Genomic DNA, 21,962 nt, shown 5'->3' with positions numbered 1-21,962 from the left:
GATGACTTAACTCTTGTCGATGATGCGGTAGATGGTTTCGGCGTAATGCTGCAGTTGGTCCAGCGCGACCCATTCGTCGGCGGTATGCGCCTGCGCGATGTCGCCGGGGCCATAGACAAAACTGATATAGCCGGCGGCGGAGAACAACGCGGCCTCGGTCCAGAAATCCACGGCGTTGCCAATGGGAATGTTCAACTCGTCGGCGAGGTCGCGCGCCGCAAGCCGGCGCGATTCCGCCGTGGCGGTATCGCCCGCAGGCAGCGAGTCACCGCGGAACAGCTCGGCGTACTCCACCGGCAATGGCTCGACGAGGGTACGGAACGTCTCCAGCAGCCACTCCGGCTTCATGGTGGGCAGCGGACGGAAGCCGAAGCGGATATCCGCCGTGGGCGCGATCATGTTGGCCTTGATGCCGCCTTCCACCTTGCCGATATTGAAGCGCAGGCCGGTAAGACCACCAAAGCGCTCGTGCGCCTGCTTGTCGACGAAATCGAGCGCGGCGTTGCCCCAGCGCATGGCCTGGTGCAGGGCACTGTCCGTCGGCTTCAACTCGCCCGAGGCATGCCCGGCGCTGCCCTTGAAACGCATCTGCACCGAATGGATGCCACGATGCGCCAATACTGCTTCACCCTTGGTCGGCTCGGCGACGATGATGGCGTCATAGACGGGCTTGTCCTTGAGAAAGCCCGCGATGCAACGGGGGTCGTTCGCTTCCTCATCGGTGGACAGCAGCAACGCCATGTCACCTTGGGTGACATTGGCCACCGACACCAAGGCCGCGGCCGCCCCCTTGATGTCGCAGGCCCCCAGGCCGATCGCGCGATCCCCGGTCACACGCAGCGTGTGCGGATCAGCGCTCCAGTGCGGCGAATCGGGCACCGTGTCCAGGTGCACGTTGAACAGTACCTTGGGCTGGCCACGCACCGCGTACAAGGTCACGGCGCCCGCGCCATAGTCGGTGACGCGGATATTGAAACCCGGCAGGTTGTCGCGCAGGTAGTCGAAGATGCCGCCGGTGCCGATCTCGCGCGGCGGATTGCGCGTGTCATAGCTGACCAGCGCGCGCAGGTGTCGGAGAGTGTCGTCCAGTAGTGCGTTCATGCGATCCGTCTTGTGTGGTTATCGCTTCAAGGTTTACCAGCACGTCATTCCCGCGAAGGCGGGAATCCAGTGTCTTTGCACGTCGCCGCGAAAGACGCTGGATCCCTGCATGCGCAGGGATGACGCGCAAAGATCAGCTGCGATTGACCTCGGCCCACAACGTGCTGCTCATGCCGAACAGCTTGATGAAGCCCTCGGCCTCGGCCACGCCCCAATCGGCCGACTGGGCATAGGTTGCACCCTTCGCATTGAGGATATGTGGCGAACGCACCTCCACCGCGGTGACCTGGGCGCCGGAGGTCTCCAGCACCACTTCGCCGTTGACGCAACGCTGGCTGGAGGCGAGATAGGCTTCCAGGTCGGTCTTGATCGGATCGTGGTAGAAACCCTCGTACACCACTTCCACCCACTTGCGCGCCACCTCCGGCTTGAAGCGGTTCTGCTGCTTGGTCAGTACGGCCTCTTCCAGCGCGCGATGCGCGGCGAGCAACGAAACCAGGCCCGGGGCTTCGTACACGATGCGGCCCTTCAGGCCGATGGTGGTGTCACCGGTGTACATGCCACGGCCCACGCCATAGGGCGCGAACAGCTCGTTGAGCTTGGCCAGCAGCTTGGCGCCCGGCAGCTTTTCGCCGTTGAGCGACACGGCTTCACCCTGCTCGAAGCCGATCGTCACCGACAGTTTTTCGGACGGCCATTCGGCGCGCGGCTTGCACCAGCCACGTGCGCCCTCGCCCGGGGTCTTCCAATGGTCGATCTCGCCGCCGGACAGCGTCACGCCCAGCAGGTTCTCGTTGATGGTGTAGCTCTTCTGCTTGGCGCGCACCTCGAAGCCACGCTCCTCCAGATAGGCCTGCTCGTAGGCGCGCGTCTGGGTATGCTCCTTCTGGATCTCGCGGATCGGCGCCACGATGTCGTAGTCACCCAGCGCCTTCACCGCCAGGTCGAAACGCACCTGGTCGTTGCCCATGCCGGTACAGCCATGCGCGATGGCCTTGGTACCCAGTTCCTTGGCGCGCGCGATGGCGGCATCCACGATCAGGTAACGGTCGGACACCAGCAGCGGGTACTGGCCCTGATACGCCTCGCCAGCCTGCACGAACGGCTTGACGAAGCCTTCCCAGATGGCCGGGCCACCGTCGACGGTGACATGGCTGGCCACGCCCAGCTCCTTGGCGCGCTGCTCGATATAGGCGCGCTCCTCGGCATCGACGCCGCCGGTATCGGCGAACACGGTATGCACGGCCCAGCCGCGCTCCTTGAGATAAGGCACGCAGAAGCTGGTGTCGAGGCCACCGGAGAAGGCGAGAACGATATCTTTGCTCATGGCTTGCAGATCCTGGATGGAAGGCTAAACGGAAGGAATGTCAGGCGGATTCAACGACGATGCGCGGTTCGCAGCGCACCGGAAAATTCACGGAATTGGCGATGAAACAGGCATGGTGCGCCGGCTCGTGGGCGGCCTCGGCCTTGGCCGGGTCGCTGGTGGCGCTGATGGTCACCACCGGGCGCAACACCACCTCGGTGAAACGGCCGCCGTGCGCGTCGGTTTCCATGCTGCCTTCGGCGCTATCGACGTAAGCGGTCACCACCATGCCCGCCAGCACGGCTTGATGCAGGTAGGACAGCATGTGGCAGGTGGACAGTGCGGTCACCAGCATGTCCTCCGGGTTGTGCTTGCTGGCATCGCCGCGGAAGGTAGGATCGGACGAACCCGCCAGCGTGGGCTTGCCGGCGACGCGAATCTCATGCTCGCGGCCATAGTCCCGATAGCCGCTGGTGCCGCTGCCGCGATTGCCGGTCCAGGTCACGTCCACTTGGTAGTGATGCGGATGTCCGTTGCTCACGGCCTGCGCTCCTCTATCAACGACATGAGATCGGCCAGCGCCGCGTCGCCACGCGCATCACGCTGGCGCAGGCCATCGATGACACCGGCGCGATTCGCAGCCGGATGGTTCTGGCTCAGCTTGAACTTGCCTTCGATGCGGTCGATGGTGATCTCCAGCCCGACGATGGCGCGCAGCAGTTTTTGCGTGTGATCCGCCGGTGCATCCGACACATGCCAGGGCCTGGGCTGATTGGCCTCATGGCGATCGGTGAGACGCTCCAGCAACTGGCGCAGCCAGTCGGCATCCTCGATCACCCGCAGGCGCCCATGCACATGCGCCACGGCGTAGTTCCAGGTGGGAACCTCGCGCCCCGTCTCATGCTTGCTCGGATACCAGTTCGGGCTCACATAGCCCTCGGGCCCACGGAAGATCACCAGCACCTCGGCTCCGTCGGCGCCGGCAAGCTCGTTGCCGCGCGCCACATGACCGTGCAGCGCCGTCTCGCCCGCCAGTTCCAGCGGCAGATGATTGGCGGACAGGCCACCCTCCCCCTGGATGACCAGGGTGGCGAAGGGATACGCGCGCATCAGCGCATGCAGCATGTCGCTGCGCGTTTCCCTGAAGGGCGCGGGCAGGTACATGGAAGGGCTCAGCCCTGGCCGATCAGCGAGGCCATCACCGCCTTTTGCACGTGCAGGCGGTTCTCGGCTTCGTCGATGGCGATGCAGGCCGGCGAATCCATCACCGCATCGGTGGCCTTCACATTGCGGCGCAACGGCAGGCAGTGGCTGAACAGGCCGTGGTTGGTCAGCGCCATCTTCGCCTCGTCCACGATGAAATGCTTGTTGGCCTCGCGGATCGGCTTCTCCTGCTCCCAGCGGCCGAAGAACGGCAGCGCGCCCCAGCTCTTGGCATAGACCACATCGGCGCCGCGGTAGGCTTCCTCGATGTCGTGGCTGACCTTGAGCGAACCGCCGTTCTCCTTCGCGTTCTGGTAGCCGAACGCCATGTAGCGCTCGTCCAGCACGTAGTCGGGCGTGGGACACAGCAGGGTCACATCCATGCCCATCTTGGTGGCGATCAGCAGCGCGGAATTGGCCACGGCGGTATTCAGCGGCTTGGGGTGGTAGGTCCAGGTGAGCACGTACTTCTTGTTCTGCAGGCTGCCCAGGTGCTCCTTCAGCGCCAGCGCGTGGGCCAGCTCCTGGCATGGATGGGTGATGGTCTCCATGTTGATCACCGGCACCGTGGCGTATTTGGCGAAGGCCTTGATCACGTTGTCCTGGCGATCGACGGCCCAATCCTGGAACTTCGGGAAGGCACGCACGGCGATCAGGTCCACATAGCGCGACAGCACGCGCGCCACTTCGGCAATGTGCTCCTCGGTATCGCCATCCATCACCGTGCCCACCTCGAACTCGATCGGCCACGCATCCTTGCCCGGCGCCAGCACGATGGCATGACCGCCCAGGTGGAACGCACCCAGCTCGAAGCTGGTGCGGGTGCGCATGGAGGGATTGAAGAACATCAGCGCCACCGACTTGCCGGCCAGCTGCTGGCCGCGCGGGGAGCGCTTGAAGGCGGCGGCCTGTTCGAGCAGCGCGTCGATCTCGGCGCGGCTGTAGTCCTGGGTGGTCAGAAAGTGGCGAAGCGTCATGAGGTTCAATGCCTTTGTCGAATCGTTCGGCCCTGGGGCCGGTGCTCTGGGCGGGCCATCCCGCATCAAATCAAAATCCGGAAACAAAAAAACCCGGCTGCAGGCCGGGTTTTGTCGTCGATACACATGAAACGCGTGCGACAGCCTACCCGGCCGAATGTCGGACCAGCGGTCGGCGCGCACGCGACGTCATGCCAGCGGCCATGCGGGCGCTGGTGAGTACGGTGGCGGTATAGACGGCTGCGGACATGGGTGTTCCGGGTGGTTGAACGCGCATCATGACGGGATTCTCGCTGCCGCGCAACAAGCAACGGGGCCCCGAAAGCAGACCGCCGCCCGAAGGCGGCGGTTCAAGGGGGTCAATCGGCCGGTGAGACGCTCACCCGGATCCGCAGGCGTTCGCCCGGGTCGTAGCTGAGCCGCGACAGGTACACCTCGCCCCGATAACGGTATTCCACGTCATAACCCATGATGCGGCGCTGCTCGCTGACGGCGGCTACCTGGCGGCAGTGGGTCTCGGTGGTCTGGTATTCGCCACCGCCACTGGCCGACACGCTGTTGCCCACCGCGCCACCGGCCACCGCGCCGGCCACCGTGGCGGCGGTACGGCCGTCGCCATGCCCGATCGTGCTGCCCAGCACACCGCCCACCACCGCGCCCAGGATGGTGCCGGCGGCGCTGCCCTGCGGCGGCGCGCTGCGCACCACCTGCTGGTCGTAGCACTCCTGCCGGGGCACTTCGGTGCGCGCCACGCCGTAGACGGGGTCCACGCGCAGCACGTCCGCCCAGCCGTAATGGGTGTTGTCGTCGTTCTGGTTTTGGTTCGGGCTCGGATTCTGGTTCGGGTACCGCGCATCCTGCGCAAACACGCTGGTCGCCATCAGGGCTAGCACCAACGCGGGGAACAACAATTTGGTCATTGCGACCTCCGCAAGGGGCGATTGGGGCGCATCTATGCGCCTCATACCATCCATTGCAACAAATTCACTCTGAATCGACGCTTAGAACTTCCACTAAAGCCCGCGCCCCGGCGGCCGCGGTTCATCCGCTCGCCCTCCCTGGGGCGGGCTGCCCCGGGGCGGCATGGCCTGCGGCAAGGCGCCGGGCTTGTTAAGATGCGCGACCGGCCTGCGCCTAGCCGCGCCTGCTCCCACCGCCCGGACCTCTTGCCGATGCCGATTTCGCTCCACAACAGCCTGACGCGCCGCGTTGAAACGTTCACGCCACTCGATCCCAACCGGGTGACGATGTACCTGTGCGGACCGACGGTCTACAACTACGTGCACATCGGCAATGCGCGTGGCCCGGTGGTGTTCGACGTGCTGGCGCGCCTGCTGCGCCGCCATTACCCGCACGTGGTGTACGCCCGCAACATCACCGACGTCGATGACAAGATCAACGCCGCGGCCCAGCAGCTGGGGGTGGGCATCGAAAGCATCACCGGCCGCTATACCCAGGCCTATCGCGAGGACATGGCCGCGCTGGGCATCGCCCCGCCGGACGTGGAGCCGCATGCCACCGCGCATATCCCGCAGATCATCACGATGATCGAGCGGCTCATCGCCGGTGGGCATGCCTATGCGGCTGAAGGCCATGTGCTGTTCGAGGTGGATTCCTTTCCGGCCTATGGCGCGCTTTCGGGCCGCGACCCGGAAGAGCTGCTGGCCGGCGCCCGCGTGGAAATCGCCCCGTATAAGAAAAGCCCCGGCGACTTCGTGCTGTGGAAGCCCTCCACGCCTGACCTGCCCGGCTGGGACAGCCCCTGGGGCCGAGGCCGGCCGGGCTGGCACATCGAATGCTCGGCGATGAGCGAAGCCCACCTGGGCGACACCATCGACATTCATGCCGGCGGCGTCGACCTGCAGTTCCCGCATCACGAGAACGAGATCGCTCAATCCACCTGCGCCCACGGCGGCAAGGTGTTTGCGCGCTGCTGGATGCACAACGGCATGCTGACCTTCAGCGGGCGCAAGATGTCCAAGTCGCTGGGCAACGTGATGCTGGTGCACGAGCTGCTCAAGCAGCATCCGCCGGAAGCCTTGCGCCTGCTGCTGTTGCGCGGCCATTACCGCCAGCCGCTGGACTGGTCGGAAAGCGCCGTCGCGCAGGCCATCAGCACGCTGGATGGCTGGTATCGGGTGCTACGCGACCTGGTCGATATCGAAGTCGACACCGGCCATCTGCCGATACCGGCCACGGTCGAGGCCGCGCTGTGCGACGACCTCAACACGCCGCAGGCCCTGGCCGAGCTGTCCCAGCTGGCCGACGCCGCCCGCCAGGCGGTTGGCGACGATGCCCGGCGCGAGGCCAAGGCGGCCCTGCTGGGCGCCGGCGCCCTGCTCGGCCTGCTGCAGCAGGATCCCGAAAGCTGGTTCAAGCAGGCCGGTGACGCCTCGGAAGTCGACGAGGCGCGCATCGAGGCGCTGCTGGAAGAACGCCGCGCCGCCCGCGCGGCCCGCGACTTCAAGCGCGCCGACGCGATCCGCGAAGAGCTGACCGCAATGGGCATTGCCATCGAAGACGGTGCACAGGGCACGCGCTGGAGCGTGGTGAAAGGGTGACGCCCGGCAAAACGCGCGATAATGCGCCCATGAATGCCATTGCCACATCCAGCGCCGAACAGGCGCAACAGGACATCGTCGACGAGTTTGCCTTCTTTGGTGACTGGACCGAGCGATACCAGTACCTGATCGACCTGGGCAAGCAGCTGCCGCCCTTCCCCGAGGCACTGAAGACCGAGGATCACCGCGTCCACGGCTGCCAGTCGATGGTCTGGCTGGTACCCAGCGGCAACGCGGAGCGGCTGCATTTCCAGGCGGCCAGCGACTCGGCCATCGTCTCGGGCCTGATCGCCCTGGTGCTGCGGGTGTATTCGGACCGCTCCGCCCGCGAGATCGTGGCCACCGAGCCGCGCTTCATCGAAGCCATCGGACTGGCCAAGCACCTGTCGCCCACGCGCTCGAACGGCCTGGCGGCCATGCTGGCCAAGCTCAAGGCATACGCCGCAGCCACGCTGGCCGGCTAAAAGCCATGAAAAACAAAGCCCCGCACGCTGGCGGGGCTTTGGCCTTGCATCCATGAGCGCGTTGCTCAGTCGCCCATCTGCTTCTGCAGATGTTCGCGACGCTCCTGCGCGTCCAGCGACAGCGTGGCGATCGGACGGGCGTCGAGGCGATCGATGCCGATTTCCTCGTCGGTCTCCTCGCAGTAACCGTAGCGGCCTTCCTCGATCCGGCGCAGGGCCTTGTCGATCTTGGAAATCAGCTTGCGGTAGCGGTCGCGCGTGCGCAGTTCAAGCGAGTTCTCGGTTTCGCGAGTGGCGCGCTCGGCTTCGTCGCCCACATCGCGCACTTCGTCACGCAGGTTTTCCATGGTCTGGCGCGACTCTTCCACCAGCTGATCGCGCCATTCGCGCAGCTTGTTGCGGAAGTAGGCCAGGTGCTTGGGGTTCATGTACTCCTCGTCGTTCGAGGGACGGTAACCCTTGGGCAGGTCGATCGTGGTGGTGGAAGGCAGCGCGTAGCGGCCGTCTTCGCGGGTGATGCCGTTATCGAGAGTTGCAGGATTGTTCATCGAGGACTGCTGGGCTATCTGCTTTTTGGGAGTGGTATGACGAGCGGTGGCACTGGCTACTTTACCCGTAAGCGGCAAGGGAGCGTGCTTGACCTGCCCGGTGGTCACCGGCACGGCCTTCGTCGCGGGTGCCGGCGCCGCCTGCTTGGCCGCGGTGGGCTTGGCGGGCGCTGCCTTGGCAACCGGCGCGGCCGGTGCTGCCTTGGCCGTCTTCACCGGTGCGGACACCGGCTTGGCAACGACCTTGGGTGGTTGTTTCTTGGCGGGCGCCACCACCTTGGTGGTGGGCTTGGCCACTTTCCTCACTGCCGCCTTACTGACCGTGGGTTTCTTGGGCGGCGCGGCTTTCTTGGCCGGCGGCTTCGGGGCGGTTTTTTTCGCAACGACGCGCTTGGCAGGGGCCTTGGCCGCTACCTTTTTGGCCACCGGCTTCTTCGCCACAGCCTTTTTGACCGCGGCTTTCTTGGCCGCCGGCTTCTTGGCCGGAGCCGACTTGGCCGCCGGCCTGGGCGCGGCAGCCTTGGCGCCACCTGCCTTCTTGCTAGCCTTCACGTCTTTCACCTTGCCGGCAGGCTTTCCTTTCTGCGGCTTGGTGGCTGTCGCACTACGCGTCGTTTTCGCCATTTCCCTTCACCATTTTGGCCTTGGCGGCCGGGTGTTATAGCCCATGTGCCTTACACCGGCAACCGTGCTTCTGGAATACTTGCAACACTACATGCCGCAAGCTGTTTCGGCAGCGTCAATCCGTCGTGACCCGACTCATACTTCTACTGCTTGGCTTCTACAAGCGCTGGCTAAGCCCCCTGCTGGGTCAGCGCTGCCGCTTCCATCCCAGCTGTTCCGATTATGCACGGATTGCCGTCGTGCGCTTCGGTCCCATGCGGGGAGGCTTGCTGGCGGGCTGGCGCCTGCTGCGCTGCCAGCCGTTGTGCGAGGGAGGGGAAGACCCCGTGCCCGAGCAGTTCACTTTCCGCCGTTGCCGTACCCCTGGAGAAAATCATGTCCACTGATTGGCTGATCAAGAACGCCGAACTGGTCAACGAAGGCCGCCGTTTCCATGCCGATGTGCGCGTGAAGCAGGGGCGCATCGACACCATCGCGGGCGACATCGACGCCCGTCCGGGCGAGCAGGTGGTCGACGCGAGCGGTCTGTGGCTGTTCCCCGGCATGATCGACGACCAGGTTCACTTCCGTGAACCGGGCCTTACCCAGAAGGCCGACATCGCCCACGAATCCCGGGCCTGTGCCGCCGGCGGCATCACCAGTTTTATGGAGATGCCCAACACCAAGCCGCCCGCGCTGGATCGCGAGACCCTGGAAGCCAAGTACGCCCGCGCGGCGGAAACCTCAGCGGTGAACTACGCGTTCTACATGGGCGCCAGCAACGACAACCTGGAAGCCATCCGCAGCCTGGATCCGCACGCTGCGCCAGGCATCAAGGTGTTCATGGGCGCCTCCACCGGCAACATGCTGGTGGACAACCCGGACGTGCTCGACGGCATCTTCCGTGAAGCGCCCACGCCGATCATCACGCATTGTGAAGACACGCCGATGATCGATGCAAACCTGGCCAAGGCCCATGCGAAGTACGGCGACGCCATTCCGGCCTGGGAACATCCGCTGATCCGCTCGCGCGAGGCTTGCATCAAATCCACGCGCCTGGCGATCGAACTGGCTAAGCGCCACAACAGCCGCCTGCACGTGCTGCATATCTCCACGGCCGATGAGCTGGCGCTGTTCCAGCCCGGGCCCGTCAAGGGCAAGCGCATCACCGCCGAAACCTGCGTGCACTTCCTGCATTTCGACGACCGCGACTATGAGCGCCTCGGCTTCCTGATCAAGTGCAACCCGGCGATCAAGACCGCTGCGGACCGCGAGGCGATCACCCAGGCACTGGCCGAAGGCCGCATCGACGTGCTGGCCACCGACCATGCCCCGCATCTGCTGGAAGAAAAGGCCCAGCTGTACGACAAAGCGCCCAGCGGCCTGCCACTGGTGCAGTTCGCACTGCAGGCGGCGTTGCAGCGCGTGTTCGAAGGCAAGCTGACGCTGGAACGCGTGGTGGAAGCCGTCACGCATGCGCCGGCCACCCTGTTTGACGTCAAGGAACGCGGCTTCCTGCGCGAGGGCTATGCGGCCGACCTGGTGTTGGTCGATCCCAACAAGCCGCATACCGTGCGTCGCGAGGAAGTGCTGTCCAAGTGCGCCTGGTCGCCGTTCGAGGGCTATACCTTCAACAGCTCGATTGCCGCCACCTTCGTCAATGGCCAGCGCGTATGGGACGGTGCGGCGATCGATCAGGGCGTACGCGGGCAGCGGCTGGCCTTCGTACGCTGAGTCCGCTAGCGGGAATCGCCATGCGCTGATCTGTTGGCCTGCATCTGCATGACGCAGGCCAACACACTGCTAAAGACTCACTGCCGCTGGCCGAGAACCTCCTTGCTCGTCTATAAGCGCAACGCTTCACTGGTGGCCATCTGCAACACCGGAGCTCATGGGCGGGCCTGTGTCCGTCCCCGAGGAACCGTCATGCGCAACAATCAGCCTGTCAGCCAGCACGAGTTCGAGGTGCCGGACGGCGCCACCTTGATGTCGACCACCGACACCCGCAGTCACATCACCTATGCCAACGCGGCATTCGTGCAGGTGAGCGGCTTCTCGCACGAGGAAATCCACGGGCAGCCGCACAACCTGGTGCGCCATCCGGATATGCCCGTGGAAGCCTTCGCGGATATGTGGGCCACCATCAAGGGTGGCGAGCCGTGGACGGCGCTGGTCAAGAATCGTCGCAAGAACGGCGATCACTACTGGGTGCGCGCCAACGCGGTGCCGGTGGTACGCGACGGCAACCAGGTCGGTTACATGTCCGTGCGAACCAAGGTAACGCGCGACGAAATCGCCGCAGCGGAAGCGTTGTACCGCGACTTCCGCGAAGGCAAGGCCGACCGCCGGCGCTTCCACAAAGGGTTGATCGTCCGTACCGGGTGGATGGCATGGACATCGCTGTTGCGTACCATGCCGGTGCGTTGGCGCATCCGCCTGGCGTGGCTGACGCTGGTACCGGCCATGACGCTGGGCGCAGCGCTGCTCGGTATCCATGGCACCACCCTGGCGGCGCTCGCCGGCATCTCGGCGCTGCTCGCCGCGCTGGGATGCTGGTGGCTGGAATCGCAGATCTCGCGTCCACTGGAGCGCGTGCAGCAGCAGGCGCTGCAGGTCGCCTCCGGCGCCCGCCATCATTGCGACCATCTCAACCGTGTGGATGAGATCGGCATGACCCTGCGCACCATCGGCCAGCTTGGCCTGATGTTCCGCTGGCTGATCGACGACATTGCCGAACAGGCGATCCAGGTGCGGACCGCCAGCAACGACATTGCCCGAAGCAATGTCGACCTGCGCGCGCGCACCGGCCAGGCCGCCACGAATGTGCAACAGACCGCCGCCTCGACGACACAGATGGCAGCGACCGTGGGCAGCAACGCCGAGACCGCGGCGCAGGCCAGCCAGCTTTCCGGCACCACCAACCTGGCGGCCAACCAGGGAGGCCGCGCCGTGGCCGACGTGGTCGACACCATGAATGGGATCAGCACCGGCTCACATCAGATCGCCGAGATCGTCAGCGTGATCGACAGCATCGCGTTCCAGACCAACATCCTCGCGCTCAATGCCGCCGTCGAGGCCGCCCGTGCCGGCGAACAGGGGCGCGGTTTCTCCGTCGTCGCCGGCGAAGTGCGCGCCCTGGCGCAGCGCAGTGCGCAGTCCGCGCGGGAGATCAAGCACCTGATCCATGCCAGCGTGGAGCAGGTCGAGTCCGGTTCGCGGCTCGCCGATGAAGCCGGCAAGGCGACCGACGACATCGTCGTGCAGGTGCGGCGGGTGAGCGAACTGTTGGCGGAAATCAGCGCGGCCACCGCCGAACAGAGCAGCGGCATCGCCCAGATCGATCGCTCAGTGAGCGATCTCGACCAGATCACGCGCCAGAACGCCGCGCTGGTGGAACAGGTCGCCACCGCCTCGGAAAGCCTGAAACAACAGGCAACGCGCTTGGCCGAGGCGGTCGGCGTTTTTCGCTGAGCCGCCCGGCGTCGTCGATTACGGCACGGCCTTGAGCGTAATGCTCACCGGTCCGTTCTCGCCGGAACGACCCAGCACGCTCACGCGCGTATCGTTGACGGCCAGCAATTTGTCGCCCTGCTGCAAGTGCACGTTGATGGTGAAATCCACGCCATCGCGCAGGTCGGCCGGGTCATAGCTCAGCATGAAATCCAGCGGCGATGCACCCACGGGCTGGATGCGTTCTTCCGCCACCGTGCGTGCGGCGACGTCCTGGCGACTGACGTCGGCCAGCGTCACGATTACCACGGCATCGGCCGGCACCCCAGCCGGCAAGTCGTAGCGCACGTCGCCCACCAACGTCCTCATCAAGGCCTGATGCACCGGGGCTGCCGGTGCGCTGGTCGTGGTCGTCGGCTGGGAAGCCGCTTCCTTGTGGTGGAACGGGAGCCACGAGCAGGCAGACAACGCAAGCGTGGCAACAGCCAGCAAGGAAAGACGGAACGACATGCGGATCTCCAGACGATGAAAGCCCGGCAACGGGCTTTCATCATGCTAACAGGGCTTGCTTGAACAAGCGGCTCAGGCGCAGCCCTTGCCCGCATAGCCACCGGCCACGCCCTTGCTGGCATAAGCGACGGCATCATGCGGATGCAGGCTTTCCTGGTGCTCCACGCGGATATGGAAATCACTGAGGCCGGCATCGGCGTCGAGCGCCTTCTGGATGCGACGCGCGGCGTCTTCGCAGAACATCAGGTTGCTGCCGTTGGCGAGCGCGAAGGCCTGTTCGTCCTCGCGCTTCACTGCCGTCTGTACCGGCGTGCCCAGGGCCTGTTCGGTCTGGTCGATCAGGCTGATCAGGTCGAAGTTGGCACCCTCGCTCGGCCGCACGCGCAGGCGCGCCACGCTGCGCTGCGCATGCGGGGTGGCCACGATGCCCTTCTCGCTGCCCAGCCAGGCCAGCACGGCGGCGTGGTCGACCGGCGAGGAAGCATCGAAATCCTTGGCGAACTGGTCCTGGATCAGCTGGCGCGAAAGCGCCGCCGACGCGGGACAGGTCGAGGAATAGACCACCTCGGTGCCGAACTCGAGCAGGAATTCATCGCCGACCAGGCTGGCCTCGATGCATACCGGGTAGGCGCGCCAGCCGCTGTTGCCGCTGCGCAACGCGGGGCGACGCACCAGGTGCTCGAAACGGATGCTCAGGCAGGCGCGGTCGGACAGGTCCTTGTGCGAATCGAGGAACCCGCGCAGCAGGTCGTGCAGCGAGTTGGCGCTGAGGGTCTGCGTGCTCAACGCCTGCTCCACCAGCAGGTACAGGCGCGACATATGGATGCCGCGCTTGTCCGGCCGGCGCAGGTTGACGAAGGCGCCGACGCGCGCGCTGGCGCGCTGCACATCGCCATCACCCGCATCGAAACGCACCGGCACCTCGATGCCGTCCATGCCGACCCAATCCAGTTCACCCACCAGGTGCGGCTGGGCGTGGACTGCCACGTCGGGCAGCAGGCGGGCGGTGTTTTCCTCGGTATACATGGGTAATCCTATGGTCCAACGGGCGGGCGGGCCGCCGCAGCGACATCAATCTTGGGGCAGCACGCCGGCCTCGCAATAGTCGCGTGACGGAAACGCTGTGGTTCAGCCGGCCTGGTTGCGCCAGGCGCGCGCAGCCTGCCAGGCCTGCCAGGCCACGGCCGGGCCCTGGCGCCCCTGCCCCTTGCGCAGCACCGCCAGCGGGTTGGCCGCCTTGCGCGCGCGATCGACCAGCGTGCGGCCGTGGCGGGATTCCAGCCCGCGGAACGCGCTGAGCGGCCCCGGCAGACGCTCGGACTCGCGCCAGGCGGCATCCAGGTCGTCCAGCTGGGCGCGAATGGCGTCCTCGCGGGCGGTGCTGGCCGTACGCAGCTCGGTGCGGCTCAGGCCGTAGCGGGCCAGCCTGGCCATCGGCAGCGGCAGGCGATCGCGCTCGGCGTCCTCTTCCAGCCGCAGCAGGGCAAACAGCAAGTGCGACAACGTCGCGACGCGGGCCGCACGCCCGGATGAGGCGCCCTCGCCAAACCACCAGGCGGTTTCCAGCTGGGCCAGCGCCCCATGCAACAGCGAGCCGGCGGCCAGCTGGGCCTGAAAATCGGCGGCCGTGCCCTCCTCCAGCTGGGCCATGGCGGCAAGCACCGGCGCCACCCACTGCTCGCCGGGCAACGCGTGGGCACGCTCGTCGTCGAACAACACCTTGGTCAGCGGATGACGCCCACCACTGGCGGCGGCCCCGGAAAGCTCCTCGGCCCACCAGTTGAGCTTGCTCGCCGCCACCTGCGGCTCACGGATGCCGTAGGCGGCCGCGAGCAGTTCCTGCTCCAGCGCGGCCAGGGCGATATGGCCCGGATAGGTGTCCGCATCGACGAAGGCCAGCGCGATACGCTGCTGCGGCTGTACCGCGAGCCACTTGTCGATATAGCTCTGCAGCGCGGCATCGCTCATGCGGTCACCCGGCATGGCTGCAGGCGAGCGGCCAGCTCCGATGGGTGATCGAGCACCAGATCGGCGCCCCACTGCGCCGGATCGCCGCCATCGAGATAGCCCCAGCGCACGGCCACCGTGTACAGGCCGGCGGCTTCGCCAGCAAGCACGTCGCGGCGATCATCGCCCACGAACAGGCAACGGGCCGGATCGAGCCCGGCGCGCTCGCAGGCGAGCAGCACTGGCGCAGGGTCCGGCTTTTTCACCGGCAAAGTGTCGCCCGACACCACCGCGGCCACCCGCTCACCCCAGCCGATGCGCTGCACCAGTTCGTCGGTGAGAAAGCCCGGCTTGTTGGTGACGATGCCCCAACTCAGGCCCTGGGTCTCGATCGTTGCCAGCAGCTCGTCGATGCCGTCAAAAGGATGTGTTTGATGCGCCATCACCGCCTGGTACAGATCCAGGTAGCGCGGCACCAGCGCCAGCAATGCGGCTTCTTCGATCGCAGGGAAGGCGCAGCGCAGGATGGCACGCGAGCCGCGCGATACCACCTCGCGCACGGGCTCGAACGCCGGCACCGGCACCTGCATTTCTTCGCACTGGGTTTTCAGCGCCGCGTAAAGATCGACGGCACTGTCGAGCAAGGTGCCGTCCAGATCGAACAGCACGCCCTGCACTTGATCGGGGAAGGACTTCATGCGGGCTTACGATCGCAGGGAGTCCCCGCGGGACGTGCGCTGATCAGGTAATTCACCGCCGTGAAGCGGCTGAGCCAGGCCTTGCGGTTGAGCGGGTTGTAGCCGAGGCCGGACACATCCTCCAGTTCCAGCCCGGCGTGGCGCATCAGGCGACCCAGCTCCGACGGCTTGAGGAACTGCGCGTAGTGATGCGTGCCGCGCGGCAGCATGCGGGTGATGTACTCCGCCCCCAGGATGGCCGCGCCGAAAGCCGCCGGCGTGCGGTTGAGCGTGGACATCACCACCACCCCGCCCGGCTTCACCATGCGCGCCAGGTCATGCACCAGCGCAGCGGGATCGGGCACATGCTCGATCAATTCCATGCAGCACACGGCATCGAAGCTGGCCGGTTCGGCGGCCGCCAGCTCGGCCGACGACTGCACGCGATAGTCGACATCCAGGTTCGGCGTTTCCAGCCGCGACTCGTGCAGGTGCAGGCGCGCGATCTCGATCACCTTCTCGCCCAGATCGATGCCGGTGACGTGCGCGCCCGCGCGGGCCAGCGCCTCGCTGAGCAGGCCACCACCGCAACCGACGTCGGCCACGCGGGCGTTGCGCAGGTCCACCCGCGCGGCCACGTAAGCAGCACGCACCGGATTGAGGTCATGCAGCGGACGGGACTCGCCATCCGGGTCCCACCAGCGCGCGGCCAGTTTGCCGAAACGGGCGATTTCCTCGGGGCTTACATTGGCTGCGGCTTGCATCGAAAGCATCCTTAAAACGTTGCGCAGAGCTTAACGCGCCTGCCATTCGTAGACCGTGATATCCCAGCCGCCACTCACATGGGCCGGGTCTTCATGCGCGATCGCCAGCGCTTCGTCCATGTCGTTGGCGAGCAGCAGATAGGCGCCACCGGACTTGTCGCTGAAACCGCCGGACATTTCCAGGCGTCCGCCTGCACGCAGGCCCTCCAGGAAATCCTTGTGCGGCTGCACGATCGCCGGGTCGAAATGGGGGCGGCGCATGGCCATGACCAGATAACGATTCATAAGAACCTCAACCCACGTCGATCGCGGCAATACGCTCGCGCCAGGCATGCGTCTTGGCCAGCACCGCGTCGGCATCGATGTCGGTAAGCACGCGACCGGCAAGCTTGCGCACGCCATGGATCCACACGTCGCTGACCTGGTGACGGCCGGTGGCATAGGCCAGCTGCGAGGCGATATGGAACAGCGGCTGCGTCTCCAGGTCGGACAGGCGCACGGCGGCGAGGTCCGCCTGCTTGCCCACCTCGATCGAACCGATCTTCGACTCCAGCCCCATCGCGCGCGCGCCATTGAGCGTGGCCGCACGCAGCGCATAGGCCGCGTCGAAGGCGGCGGCGTCGCTGGCCACGGCCTTGGCCAGCAAGGCCGCCGTGCGCATCTCGCCGAACATGTCCAGGTCGTTGTTGGATGCGCAGCCGTCGGTGCCCAATGCCACGTTGACGCCGGCCTGGCGCAGCTTCTCCGCCGGGCAGAAGCCCGAGGCCAGCTTGAGGTTGGATTCCGGGCAATGCACCACCGACACGCCCGCTTCCGCGCAAGCGGCGATTTCGCCGTCGGTGAGCTGGGTCATGTGCACGGCGATCAGGCGGTCGTTGACGATGCCGAGCTGCTGCAGGCGCTGGAACGGGCGCAGGCCGCTCTTGGCCTTCTCCTCCTCCACCTCGTGCGCGGTCTCGTGCGTATGCAGGTGTACCGGGATGTCGAGCTGGTCGGACAGCACGCGGATGCGTTCGAAGCTCTGGTCCGACACGGTGTACGGCGCGTGCGGCGCGAACGAGGTGCCCACCAGCGGGTCGCCGATAAAGCTGTCGTGGACCTCGATGGCGCGATCGAAGTATTCGTCCTGCGTCTTGGCCCAGGCGGTGGGGAACTCGATCACCGGCAGGCCGACCACGGCGCGAAAACCCATGCGCCGATAGGTGGCGCCGATCACGTCGGGGAAGAAATAGTTTTCGTTGGCGCAGGTGGTGCCGCCGCGGATCATCTCGGCCACGGCCAGCTCGACGCCGTCGCGCACGAATTCCGGCCCGATCACCTGGCCTTCCACCGGCCAGATGTGCTTCTGCAGCCACACCATCAGCGGCAGGTCATCGGCCAGGCCGCGCAGCAGGGTCATCGGGTTGTGCGTATGCGTGTTGACCAGGCCGGGGATCAGCGCATGCTCGGCCAGCACCACGCGTTCGCGCGGCGCATAGGCGGTGCGCGCTTCGCCGAGGGGCAGCAGCGCCACGATGACGCCCTTGTCGACGGCCACCGCATGGTGATCCAGCACGACGCCATGGGGTTCCACAGGCACGACCCAGCGCGCTTCGATCAGCAGGTCGATGGGTTGCGGGGTGGTCTGGCTCATCCTGGGCTCGCTTTTCGAAAGTGGGATACGACATGGGGCGGATCACCTTGCGGTGGCCGCCCCATGGTTGCCTATCGGCGTGACGAATGATCGCTCGTCATTCCTGTCTTCGCAGGTCTGGCGAACTGGCAGCGGCACGGGCGATGCCCGCGCGCCAGTTCATCACTTCACGCGGCTGACGTATTCGCCGGAACGAGTGTCGACCTTGATCACTTCGTCCTGGTTCACGAACAGCGGCACGCGCACCACGGCGCCGGTCTCGAGCTTGGCCGGCTTGCCGCCGCCGCCCGAGGTGTCGCCGCGCAGGCCCGGATCGGTCTCGACGATCTTCAGCTCGACGAAGTTCGGCGCCTGCACCGAGATCGGACGGCCGTTCCACAGCGTGACCACGCACTCTTCCTCGCCCTTGAGCCACTTGGCGGCATCACCGGCGGCGGCCTTGTCGGCCTGGTGCTGCTCGAACGACTCCTGGTGCATGAAGTGCCAGAACTCGCCGTCGCTGTAGAGGAACTGCATGTCGGTATCGACCACGTCGGCGCCTTCGAAGGACTCGCTCGACTTCAGGGTCTTTTCGGTGGTGCGCCCGTTGAGCAGGTTGCGGATCTTGATGCGGGTGAACGCCTGGCCCTTGCCCGGCTTGATGAACTCCGCTTCGACGATGACGTAAGGGTCGCCGTCCACGATGATCTTCACACCGTTCTTGACGTCGTTGAGACCGTAACTGGCCATGCAATGTGCTCCAAATGGGTAGGCTCGGCGGCGGAGGCCCGGATCTTTCCGGAGGAACCTTCGCTCGCCGCGAACAACGGCTAAAATAAACAGTTTGACGGGCACTGGCCCGACACAGGGCCACATATGATAACCGCAAGCCCCGGCGCCCGCACGACACCCGCCACAACGCACCAGGCCGATTGGCGCCAGCTATGGCGCGAGGCCATCACCGACGCCAACGCATTGCTGGCCATGCTGGGCCTGGAGCACCTGGCCAGCCGCCTGCCGGCCGATGATGCCGGCTTTGCCCTGCGCGTGCCGCGCGGCTTCGTGTCGCGCATGCGGCCGGGGGACGCGCGCGACCCGCTGCTGCTGCAGGTGCTGCCGCAATTGGCCGAACTGGACCAGGTCCCCGGCTTCAGCACCGACGCCGTCGGCGACATGGCCGCGCGCTCGGCCCAGGGCGTGCTGCACAAATACGATGGGCGCGCGCTGCTGATCGCCAGCGGCAGCTGCGCCATCAATTGCCGCTACTGCTTCCGTCGCCATTTCCCCTATGGCGACGAGATGGCCGCCGCCGGCCAGTGGCGCAAGGCGCTGGAGCACGTGCGCCAGGACACCTCGATCCGCGAGCTGATCCTGTCCGGCGGCGACCCACTGTCGCTGGCCACCGCCAAGCTGGAAGAGCTGACCCAGGGCCTCGCCGAGCTGCCCCACGTGATTCGCCTGCGCATCCACACCCGCCTGCCGGTGGTGCTGCCCGAGCGCATCGACACCGCATTCCAGCGCTGGCTGGCCGACCTGCCGCTGCAGAAGGTGGTGGTGCTGCACGCCAACCACGCCAACGAATTCGACCCCGGCGTGGACGCCGCCTGCGCCCGCCTGCGCGACGCCGGCGCCACGCTGCTCAACCAATCGGTGTTGCTGGCGGGCATCAACGACGACGCCGAGATCCTGGCCGCCCTGTCCGAGCGCCTGTTCGCCGCCGGCGTGCTGCCCTACTACCTGCACCAGCTCGACCGCGTGCAGGGGGCCGCGCATTTCGAGGTGGACGACACCCGTGCCCTGGCCCTGCTCGAAGCCCTGCGCCAACGCCTGCCCGGCTTCCTGGTACCCAAGCTGGTGCGCGAAGTAGGCGGCGAAGCCTCCAAGCGGCCGCTGTAACAGCCCGGCGCTACAGTTGCGGGTTCGGTCACTTCCGGAATATTTCCGCTGGCAGTGACCTGCGGAATCCGCTACAACCACGAATGGCCCGCGCCCTGCTGTCACGGCAGGTTTTACCCTCAGCAGCGGCGAACAATGGAAAGCTCGACGTGCCTATGAAAACAGACCAGGTCATCAAGATCCTTTTCATCGAAAAATCGGTCGAGGATGCGGAACAGATCATCAGCCTGTTGCGCAACAGCGGCATTGCCGTGCGTCCGGCCCGCGCCACCAGCGCCGAGCAGATCACCGCCGCGCTGGACGAGCTGGGTCCCGACATCGTGCTGTTCGATCCCGCCATTGGCTCGCTCGACCTGCGCGAAGTGGCGCGCATGCTCGACGCCCACGGCCGCGACCTGTCGCTGATCGCGCTGGTCGGCCAGGTGGACAACGCCATCATCACCGACCTGTTCGTCAGCGGCGCGCGCGCCGTGGCGCTGCGGCCGCAACCCAAGCAGCTGATGGCGGTGATCCAGCGCGAGTTCGACGCGCTCAACGCACGCCGCCAGCTGCGCCGCCTGGAAAACGCGCTGCGCGAATCGGAGCGCCGCTGCGATGCGCTGCTCGACTCGTCCACCGATGCCATCGCCTACGTGCATGAAGGCATGCATGTGCGCGCCAACCAGGCCTACCTGGATACCTTCGGCTATACCGACTTCGACGACCTGCTCGGCCTGCCCGTGCTGGACATGGTCGGCCCTACCGACGCGGAAGAATTCAAGAGCACGCTCAAGGGCCTGTCGCGCGGGGAAAAGCCGCTGGGCCCGATCGAACTGCAGGCACGCCGCGCCGACGCCACCAGCTTCAAGGCCAGCGTGGAATTCGCCCACGCCACGTTTGAAGGCGAGCCCTGCCTGCAGGTGGTGTTCCGCCGCCAGCAGGTCGACGCCAACATGATCGAGCAGTTGCAGCGCGACCCGGTCACCGGCCTGTTCAACCGCGCGCGCATGCTGGAATGCATCGACCAGGCCGTGGCCGCCGCCACCGAAGGCACCAAGGGCCAATCGCTGCTGCTGATCGAACCGGACAACTGGCAGGCCATCGTGGCGGGCGTCGGCCTGGCCAAGGCCGACGAGCTGCTGGCCGCCTTCGCCTCGCGCGTGGAAGGCCAGCTTGGCGCCCACGACACCGCCGGCCTGCTGGCCGAGCACACCGTCGGCGTGCTGCTGCATACCCGCAACGACGAGGGCATCAAGCAGTGGATCGCCGGCCTGCAGCAGGCCATCGCCAGCGGCATCTTCGACCTGGGCACCCGCTCGATCACGGTCACCGCCAGCATCGGCGGCAGCCTGCTGGGCGAGAAGAACGCCAACACCGAACTGCTGCTCAACCAGGCCAGCCAGGCCCTGCGCAACGCGCAGAGCCAGGGCGGCAACCGCAGCGACCTGCATGACCCCGCCGCGCGCGAGAAGGCCGACGAGGAGCGCGAGCGCTACTGGCTCGGCGTGCTGCAGGAGGCGCTGACCCAGAACGACTTCGTGCTCTACCACCAGCAGAGCATCAGCCTGCAGGATGCCGAAGGCGAGTTCTCCGAGATCCTGCTTCGCCTCAACGGCCCGCAGGGCGAGGTGTTGCCCGGCTTCTTCATGCCGATCGCCGAAAAGCACAACCTCACGCCGGCCATCGACCGCTGGGTGCTGAACCAGACCATCGAGGCGCTGCGCGCACGCGACAAGATGGGCTCGCCCTCCACCTTCTTCGTCAAGCTCACCTCCGGCTCGCTGCATGACGCCGCGTTGCTGCCTTGGCTGGAGGAGCGCCTGAAGAAGGCCGCGCTCAAGCATGGCCAGCTGGTACTGGAAATGACCGAGAGCAAGGTGGTGACCTCGCTGCGCCCGGCGCAGGAATTCATCCAGGCCTGGAAGAAACTCGGCGGCCAGTTCGCGCTGGAACAGTTCGGCTCGGGCCTGAATTCATTCCAGTTGCTCAACCACATCGAAGTCGACTACCTGAAGATCGACCGCAGCTACATGGCCGACCTGCCGCAGCAGCCCGAAAGCCAGAAGAAGGTGGCGGAGATCTGCCGCCAGGCGCGCGAAATGAATAAGCAGACCATCGCCGAATGGGTCGAGGACGCCGCCAGCACCTCGCTGCTGTTCGCCTGCGGCGTGGATTTCGTGCAGGGCAACTTCCTGCAGGAGCCGCAGCGGTTGATGTGATCTCCGGTTGCCCCTTTCCGGCGGACCTGATTGGCAAGCCCCGTCGTCATTCCCGCGAAAGCGGGAATGACGAGCAAATAACGGCCAGCCATACCTCACCCTCTCCCCCGAAGGAGAGGAAGAGAAGACAAACAAAAACCCCGCG

The 21,962-nt window shown here is 66.0% G+C and carries 22 protein-coding genes; 7 read left to right on the top strand and 15 right to left on the bottom strand.

Translation table 11 applies throughout. From position 1 onward, the window contains the following. Positions 1-6: 6 nt before the first annotated feature. The 6 genes from MJ606_RS12245 to MJ606_RS12220 all read right to left on the bottom strand — a co-directional run bounded on the left by MJ606_RS12245 (position 7) and on the right by MJ606_RS12220 (position 5,507). Complete coding sequence (locus tag MJ606_RS12245; RefSeq protein WP_243049796.1) at positions 7-1,101, bottom strand: acetylornithine deacetylase; 1,095 nt, start codon at positions 1,099-1,101, stop codon at positions 7-9. 133 nt (positions 1,102-1,234) lie between these two features. Then, the gene (locus MJ606_RS12240; protein WP_243049795.1) at positions 1,235-2,428 is read right to left on the bottom strand and encodes an argininosuccinate synthase; all 1,194 of its coding nucleotides are present in this window, start codon (positions 2,426-2,428) and stop codon (positions 1,235-1,237) included. Between the two features lie 40 nt (positions 2,429-2,468). Next, positions 2,469-2,948 carry an OsmC family protein gene (locus MJ606_RS12235; RefSeq protein ID WP_243049794.1) on the bottom strand — a complete coding sequence of 160 codons (480 nt, stop codon included), beginning with the start codon at positions 2,946-2,948 and terminating at the stop codon, positions 2,469-2,471. Continuing rightward, complete coding sequence (locus MJ606_RS12230; protein WP_243049793.1) at positions 2,945-3,571, bottom strand: FMN-binding negative transcriptional regulator; 627 nt, start codon at positions 3,569-3,571, stop codon at positions 2,945-2,947. Before MJ606_RS12230 ends, MJ606_RS12235 begins: the two co-directional genes overlap by 4 nt. An 8-nt stretch (positions 3,572-3,579) precedes the next feature. Continuing rightward, positions 3,580-4,587 carry an N-acetylornithine carbamoyltransferase gene (locus tag MJ606_RS12225; RefSeq protein ID WP_243049792.1) on the bottom strand — a complete coding sequence of 336 codons (1,008 nt, stop codon included), beginning with the start codon at positions 4,585-4,587 and terminating at the stop codon, positions 3,580-3,582. Positions 4,588-4,946: 359 nt separating this feature from the next. Continuing rightward, entirely contained in the window at positions 4,947-5,507 is a 561-nt protein-coding gene (locus tag MJ606_RS12220; RefSeq protein ID WP_243049791.1) for a glycine zipper 2TM domain-containing protein, read from the bottom strand. Between the two features lie 252 nt (positions 5,508-5,759). Here MJ606_RS12220 and cysS point away from each other — a divergent pair, with 252 nt between their 5' ends. Then, a complete protein-coding gene (cysS, locus tag MJ606_RS12215) occupies positions 5,760-7,148 on the top strand; it encodes a cysteine--tRNA ligase (RefSeq protein WP_243049790.1) in 1,389 nt (462 codons plus the stop codon). Between the two features lie 29 nt (positions 7,149-7,177). Beyond that, positions 7,178-7,612 (top strand): SufE family protein, encoded by a 435-nt coding sequence (locus MJ606_RS12210; RefSeq protein ID WP_243049789.1) that lies wholly within the window; start codon positions 7,178-7,180, stop codon positions 7,610-7,612. A gap of 65 nt (positions 7,613-7,677) precedes the next feature. On the opposite strand, the gene dksA is transcribed toward MJ606_RS12210, so the two are convergent. After that, the gene (gene dksA / locus MJ606_RS12205; protein WP_243049788.1) at positions 7,678-8,712 is read right to left on the bottom strand and encodes an RNA polymerase-binding protein DksA; all 1,035 of its coding nucleotides are present in this window, start codon (positions 8,710-8,712) and stop codon (positions 7,678-7,680) included. Between the two features lie 197 nt (positions 8,713-8,909). On the opposite strand from dksA, the gene yidD reads away from it, so the two are divergent. The 3 genes from yidD to MJ606_RS12190 all read left to right on the top strand — a co-directional run bounded on the left by yidD (position 8,910) and on the right by MJ606_RS12190 (position 12,234). After that, a complete protein-coding gene (yidD, locus tag MJ606_RS12200; RefSeq protein ID WP_243049787.1) occupies positions 8,910-9,170 on the top strand; it encodes a membrane protein insertion efficiency factor YidD in 261 nt (86 codons plus the stop codon). Next, entirely contained in the window at positions 9,160-10,497 is a 1,338-nt protein-coding gene (locus MJ606_RS12195) for a dihydroorotase (protein WP_243049786.1), read from the top strand. The genes yidD and MJ606_RS12195 overlap by 11 nt, the downstream gene beginning before the upstream one ends. Before the next feature lie 192 nt (positions 10,498-10,689). After that, on the top strand, positions 10,690-12,234 hold the full coding sequence (locus tag MJ606_RS12190; RefSeq protein ID WP_243049785.1) for a PAS domain-containing methyl-accepting chemotaxis protein: 1,545 nt from the start codon (positions 10,690-10,692) through the stop codon (positions 12,232-12,234). A gap of 18 nt (positions 12,235-12,252) precedes the next feature. Here the strand turns inward: MJ606_RS12190 and MJ606_RS12185 are convergent, their stop codons facing one another. From MJ606_RS12185 to efp, 8 genes are all read right to left on the bottom strand, one after another. After that, positions 12,253-12,723, bottom strand: coding sequence for a YbaY family lipoprotein (locus MJ606_RS12185; RefSeq protein ID WP_243049784.1), 471 nt, complete (start codon positions 12,721-12,723; stop codon positions 12,253-12,255). A gap of 72 nt (positions 12,724-12,795) precedes the next feature. Continuing rightward, positions 12,796-13,749 (bottom strand): GTP cyclohydrolase FolE2, encoded by a 954-nt coding sequence (gene folE2 / locus MJ606_RS12180; protein WP_243049783.1) that lies wholly within the window; start codon positions 13,747-13,749, stop codon positions 12,796-12,798. A 102-nt stretch (positions 13,750-13,851) separates the two neighbouring features. Further along, the gene (locus MJ606_RS12175; RefSeq protein ID WP_243049782.1) at positions 13,852-14,691 is read right to left on the bottom strand and encodes a squalene/phytoene synthase family protein; all 840 of its coding nucleotides are present in this window, start codon (positions 14,689-14,691) and stop codon (positions 13,852-13,854) included. Continuing rightward, a complete protein-coding gene (gene gph / locus MJ606_RS12170) occupies positions 14,688-15,368 on the bottom strand; it encodes a phosphoglycolate phosphatase (protein WP_243049781.1) in 681 nt (226 codons plus the stop codon). The genes MJ606_RS12175 and gph overlap by 4 nt, the downstream gene beginning before the upstream one ends. Next, on the bottom strand, positions 15,365-16,111 hold the full coding sequence (gene ubiG, locus MJ606_RS12165) for a bifunctional 2-polyprenyl-6-hydroxyphenol methylase/3-demethylubiquinol 3-O-methyltransferase UbiG (protein WP_243049780.1): 747 nt from the start codon (positions 16,109-16,111) through the stop codon (positions 15,365-15,367). Before ubiG ends, gph begins: the two co-directional genes overlap by 4 nt. 30 nt (positions 16,112-16,141) lie before the next feature. After that, positions 16,142-16,396 carry a YciI family protein gene (locus MJ606_RS12160; protein WP_243049779.1) on the bottom strand — a complete coding sequence of 85 codons (255 nt, stop codon included), beginning with the start codon at positions 16,394-16,396 and terminating at the stop codon, positions 16,142-16,144. 7 nt (positions 16,397-16,403) lie between these two features. Beyond that, positions 16,404-17,744 carry a TRZ/ATZ family hydrolase gene (locus tag MJ606_RS12155; RefSeq protein ID WP_243049778.1) on the bottom strand — a complete coding sequence of 447 codons (1,341 nt, stop codon included), beginning with the start codon at positions 17,742-17,744 and terminating at the stop codon, positions 16,404-16,406. Positions 17,745-17,906: 162 nt separating this feature from the next. Then, entirely contained in the window at positions 17,907-18,473 is a 567-nt protein-coding gene (gene efp / locus MJ606_RS12150) for an elongation factor P (protein WP_243049777.1), read from the bottom strand. A gap of 126 nt (positions 18,474-18,599) precedes the next feature. On the opposite strand from efp, the gene epmB reads away from it, so the two are divergent. Continuing rightward, positions 18,600-19,619, top strand: a complete 1,020-nt coding sequence (gene epmB, locus MJ606_RS12145; protein ID WP_243049776.1) for an EF-P beta-lysylation protein EpmB — start codon at positions 18,600-18,602, stop codon at positions 19,617-19,619. Between the two features lie 155 nt (positions 19,620-19,774). Beyond that, positions 19,775-21,817 carry an EAL domain-containing protein gene (locus MJ606_RS12140; RefSeq protein ID WP_243049865.1) on the top strand — a complete coding sequence of 681 codons (2,043 nt, stop codon included), beginning with the start codon at positions 19,775-19,777 and terminating at the stop codon, positions 21,815-21,817. Positions 21,818-21,962: the final 145 nt, after the last annotated feature.

Source organism: Dyella sp. RRB7, assembly GCF_022761115.1.
Taxonomy (GTDB): domain Bacteria; phylum Pseudomonadota; class Gammaproteobacteria; order Xanthomonadales; family Rhodanobacteraceae; genus Dyella.
This window is presented reverse-complemented; position numbering and strand designations above follow the sequence as displayed.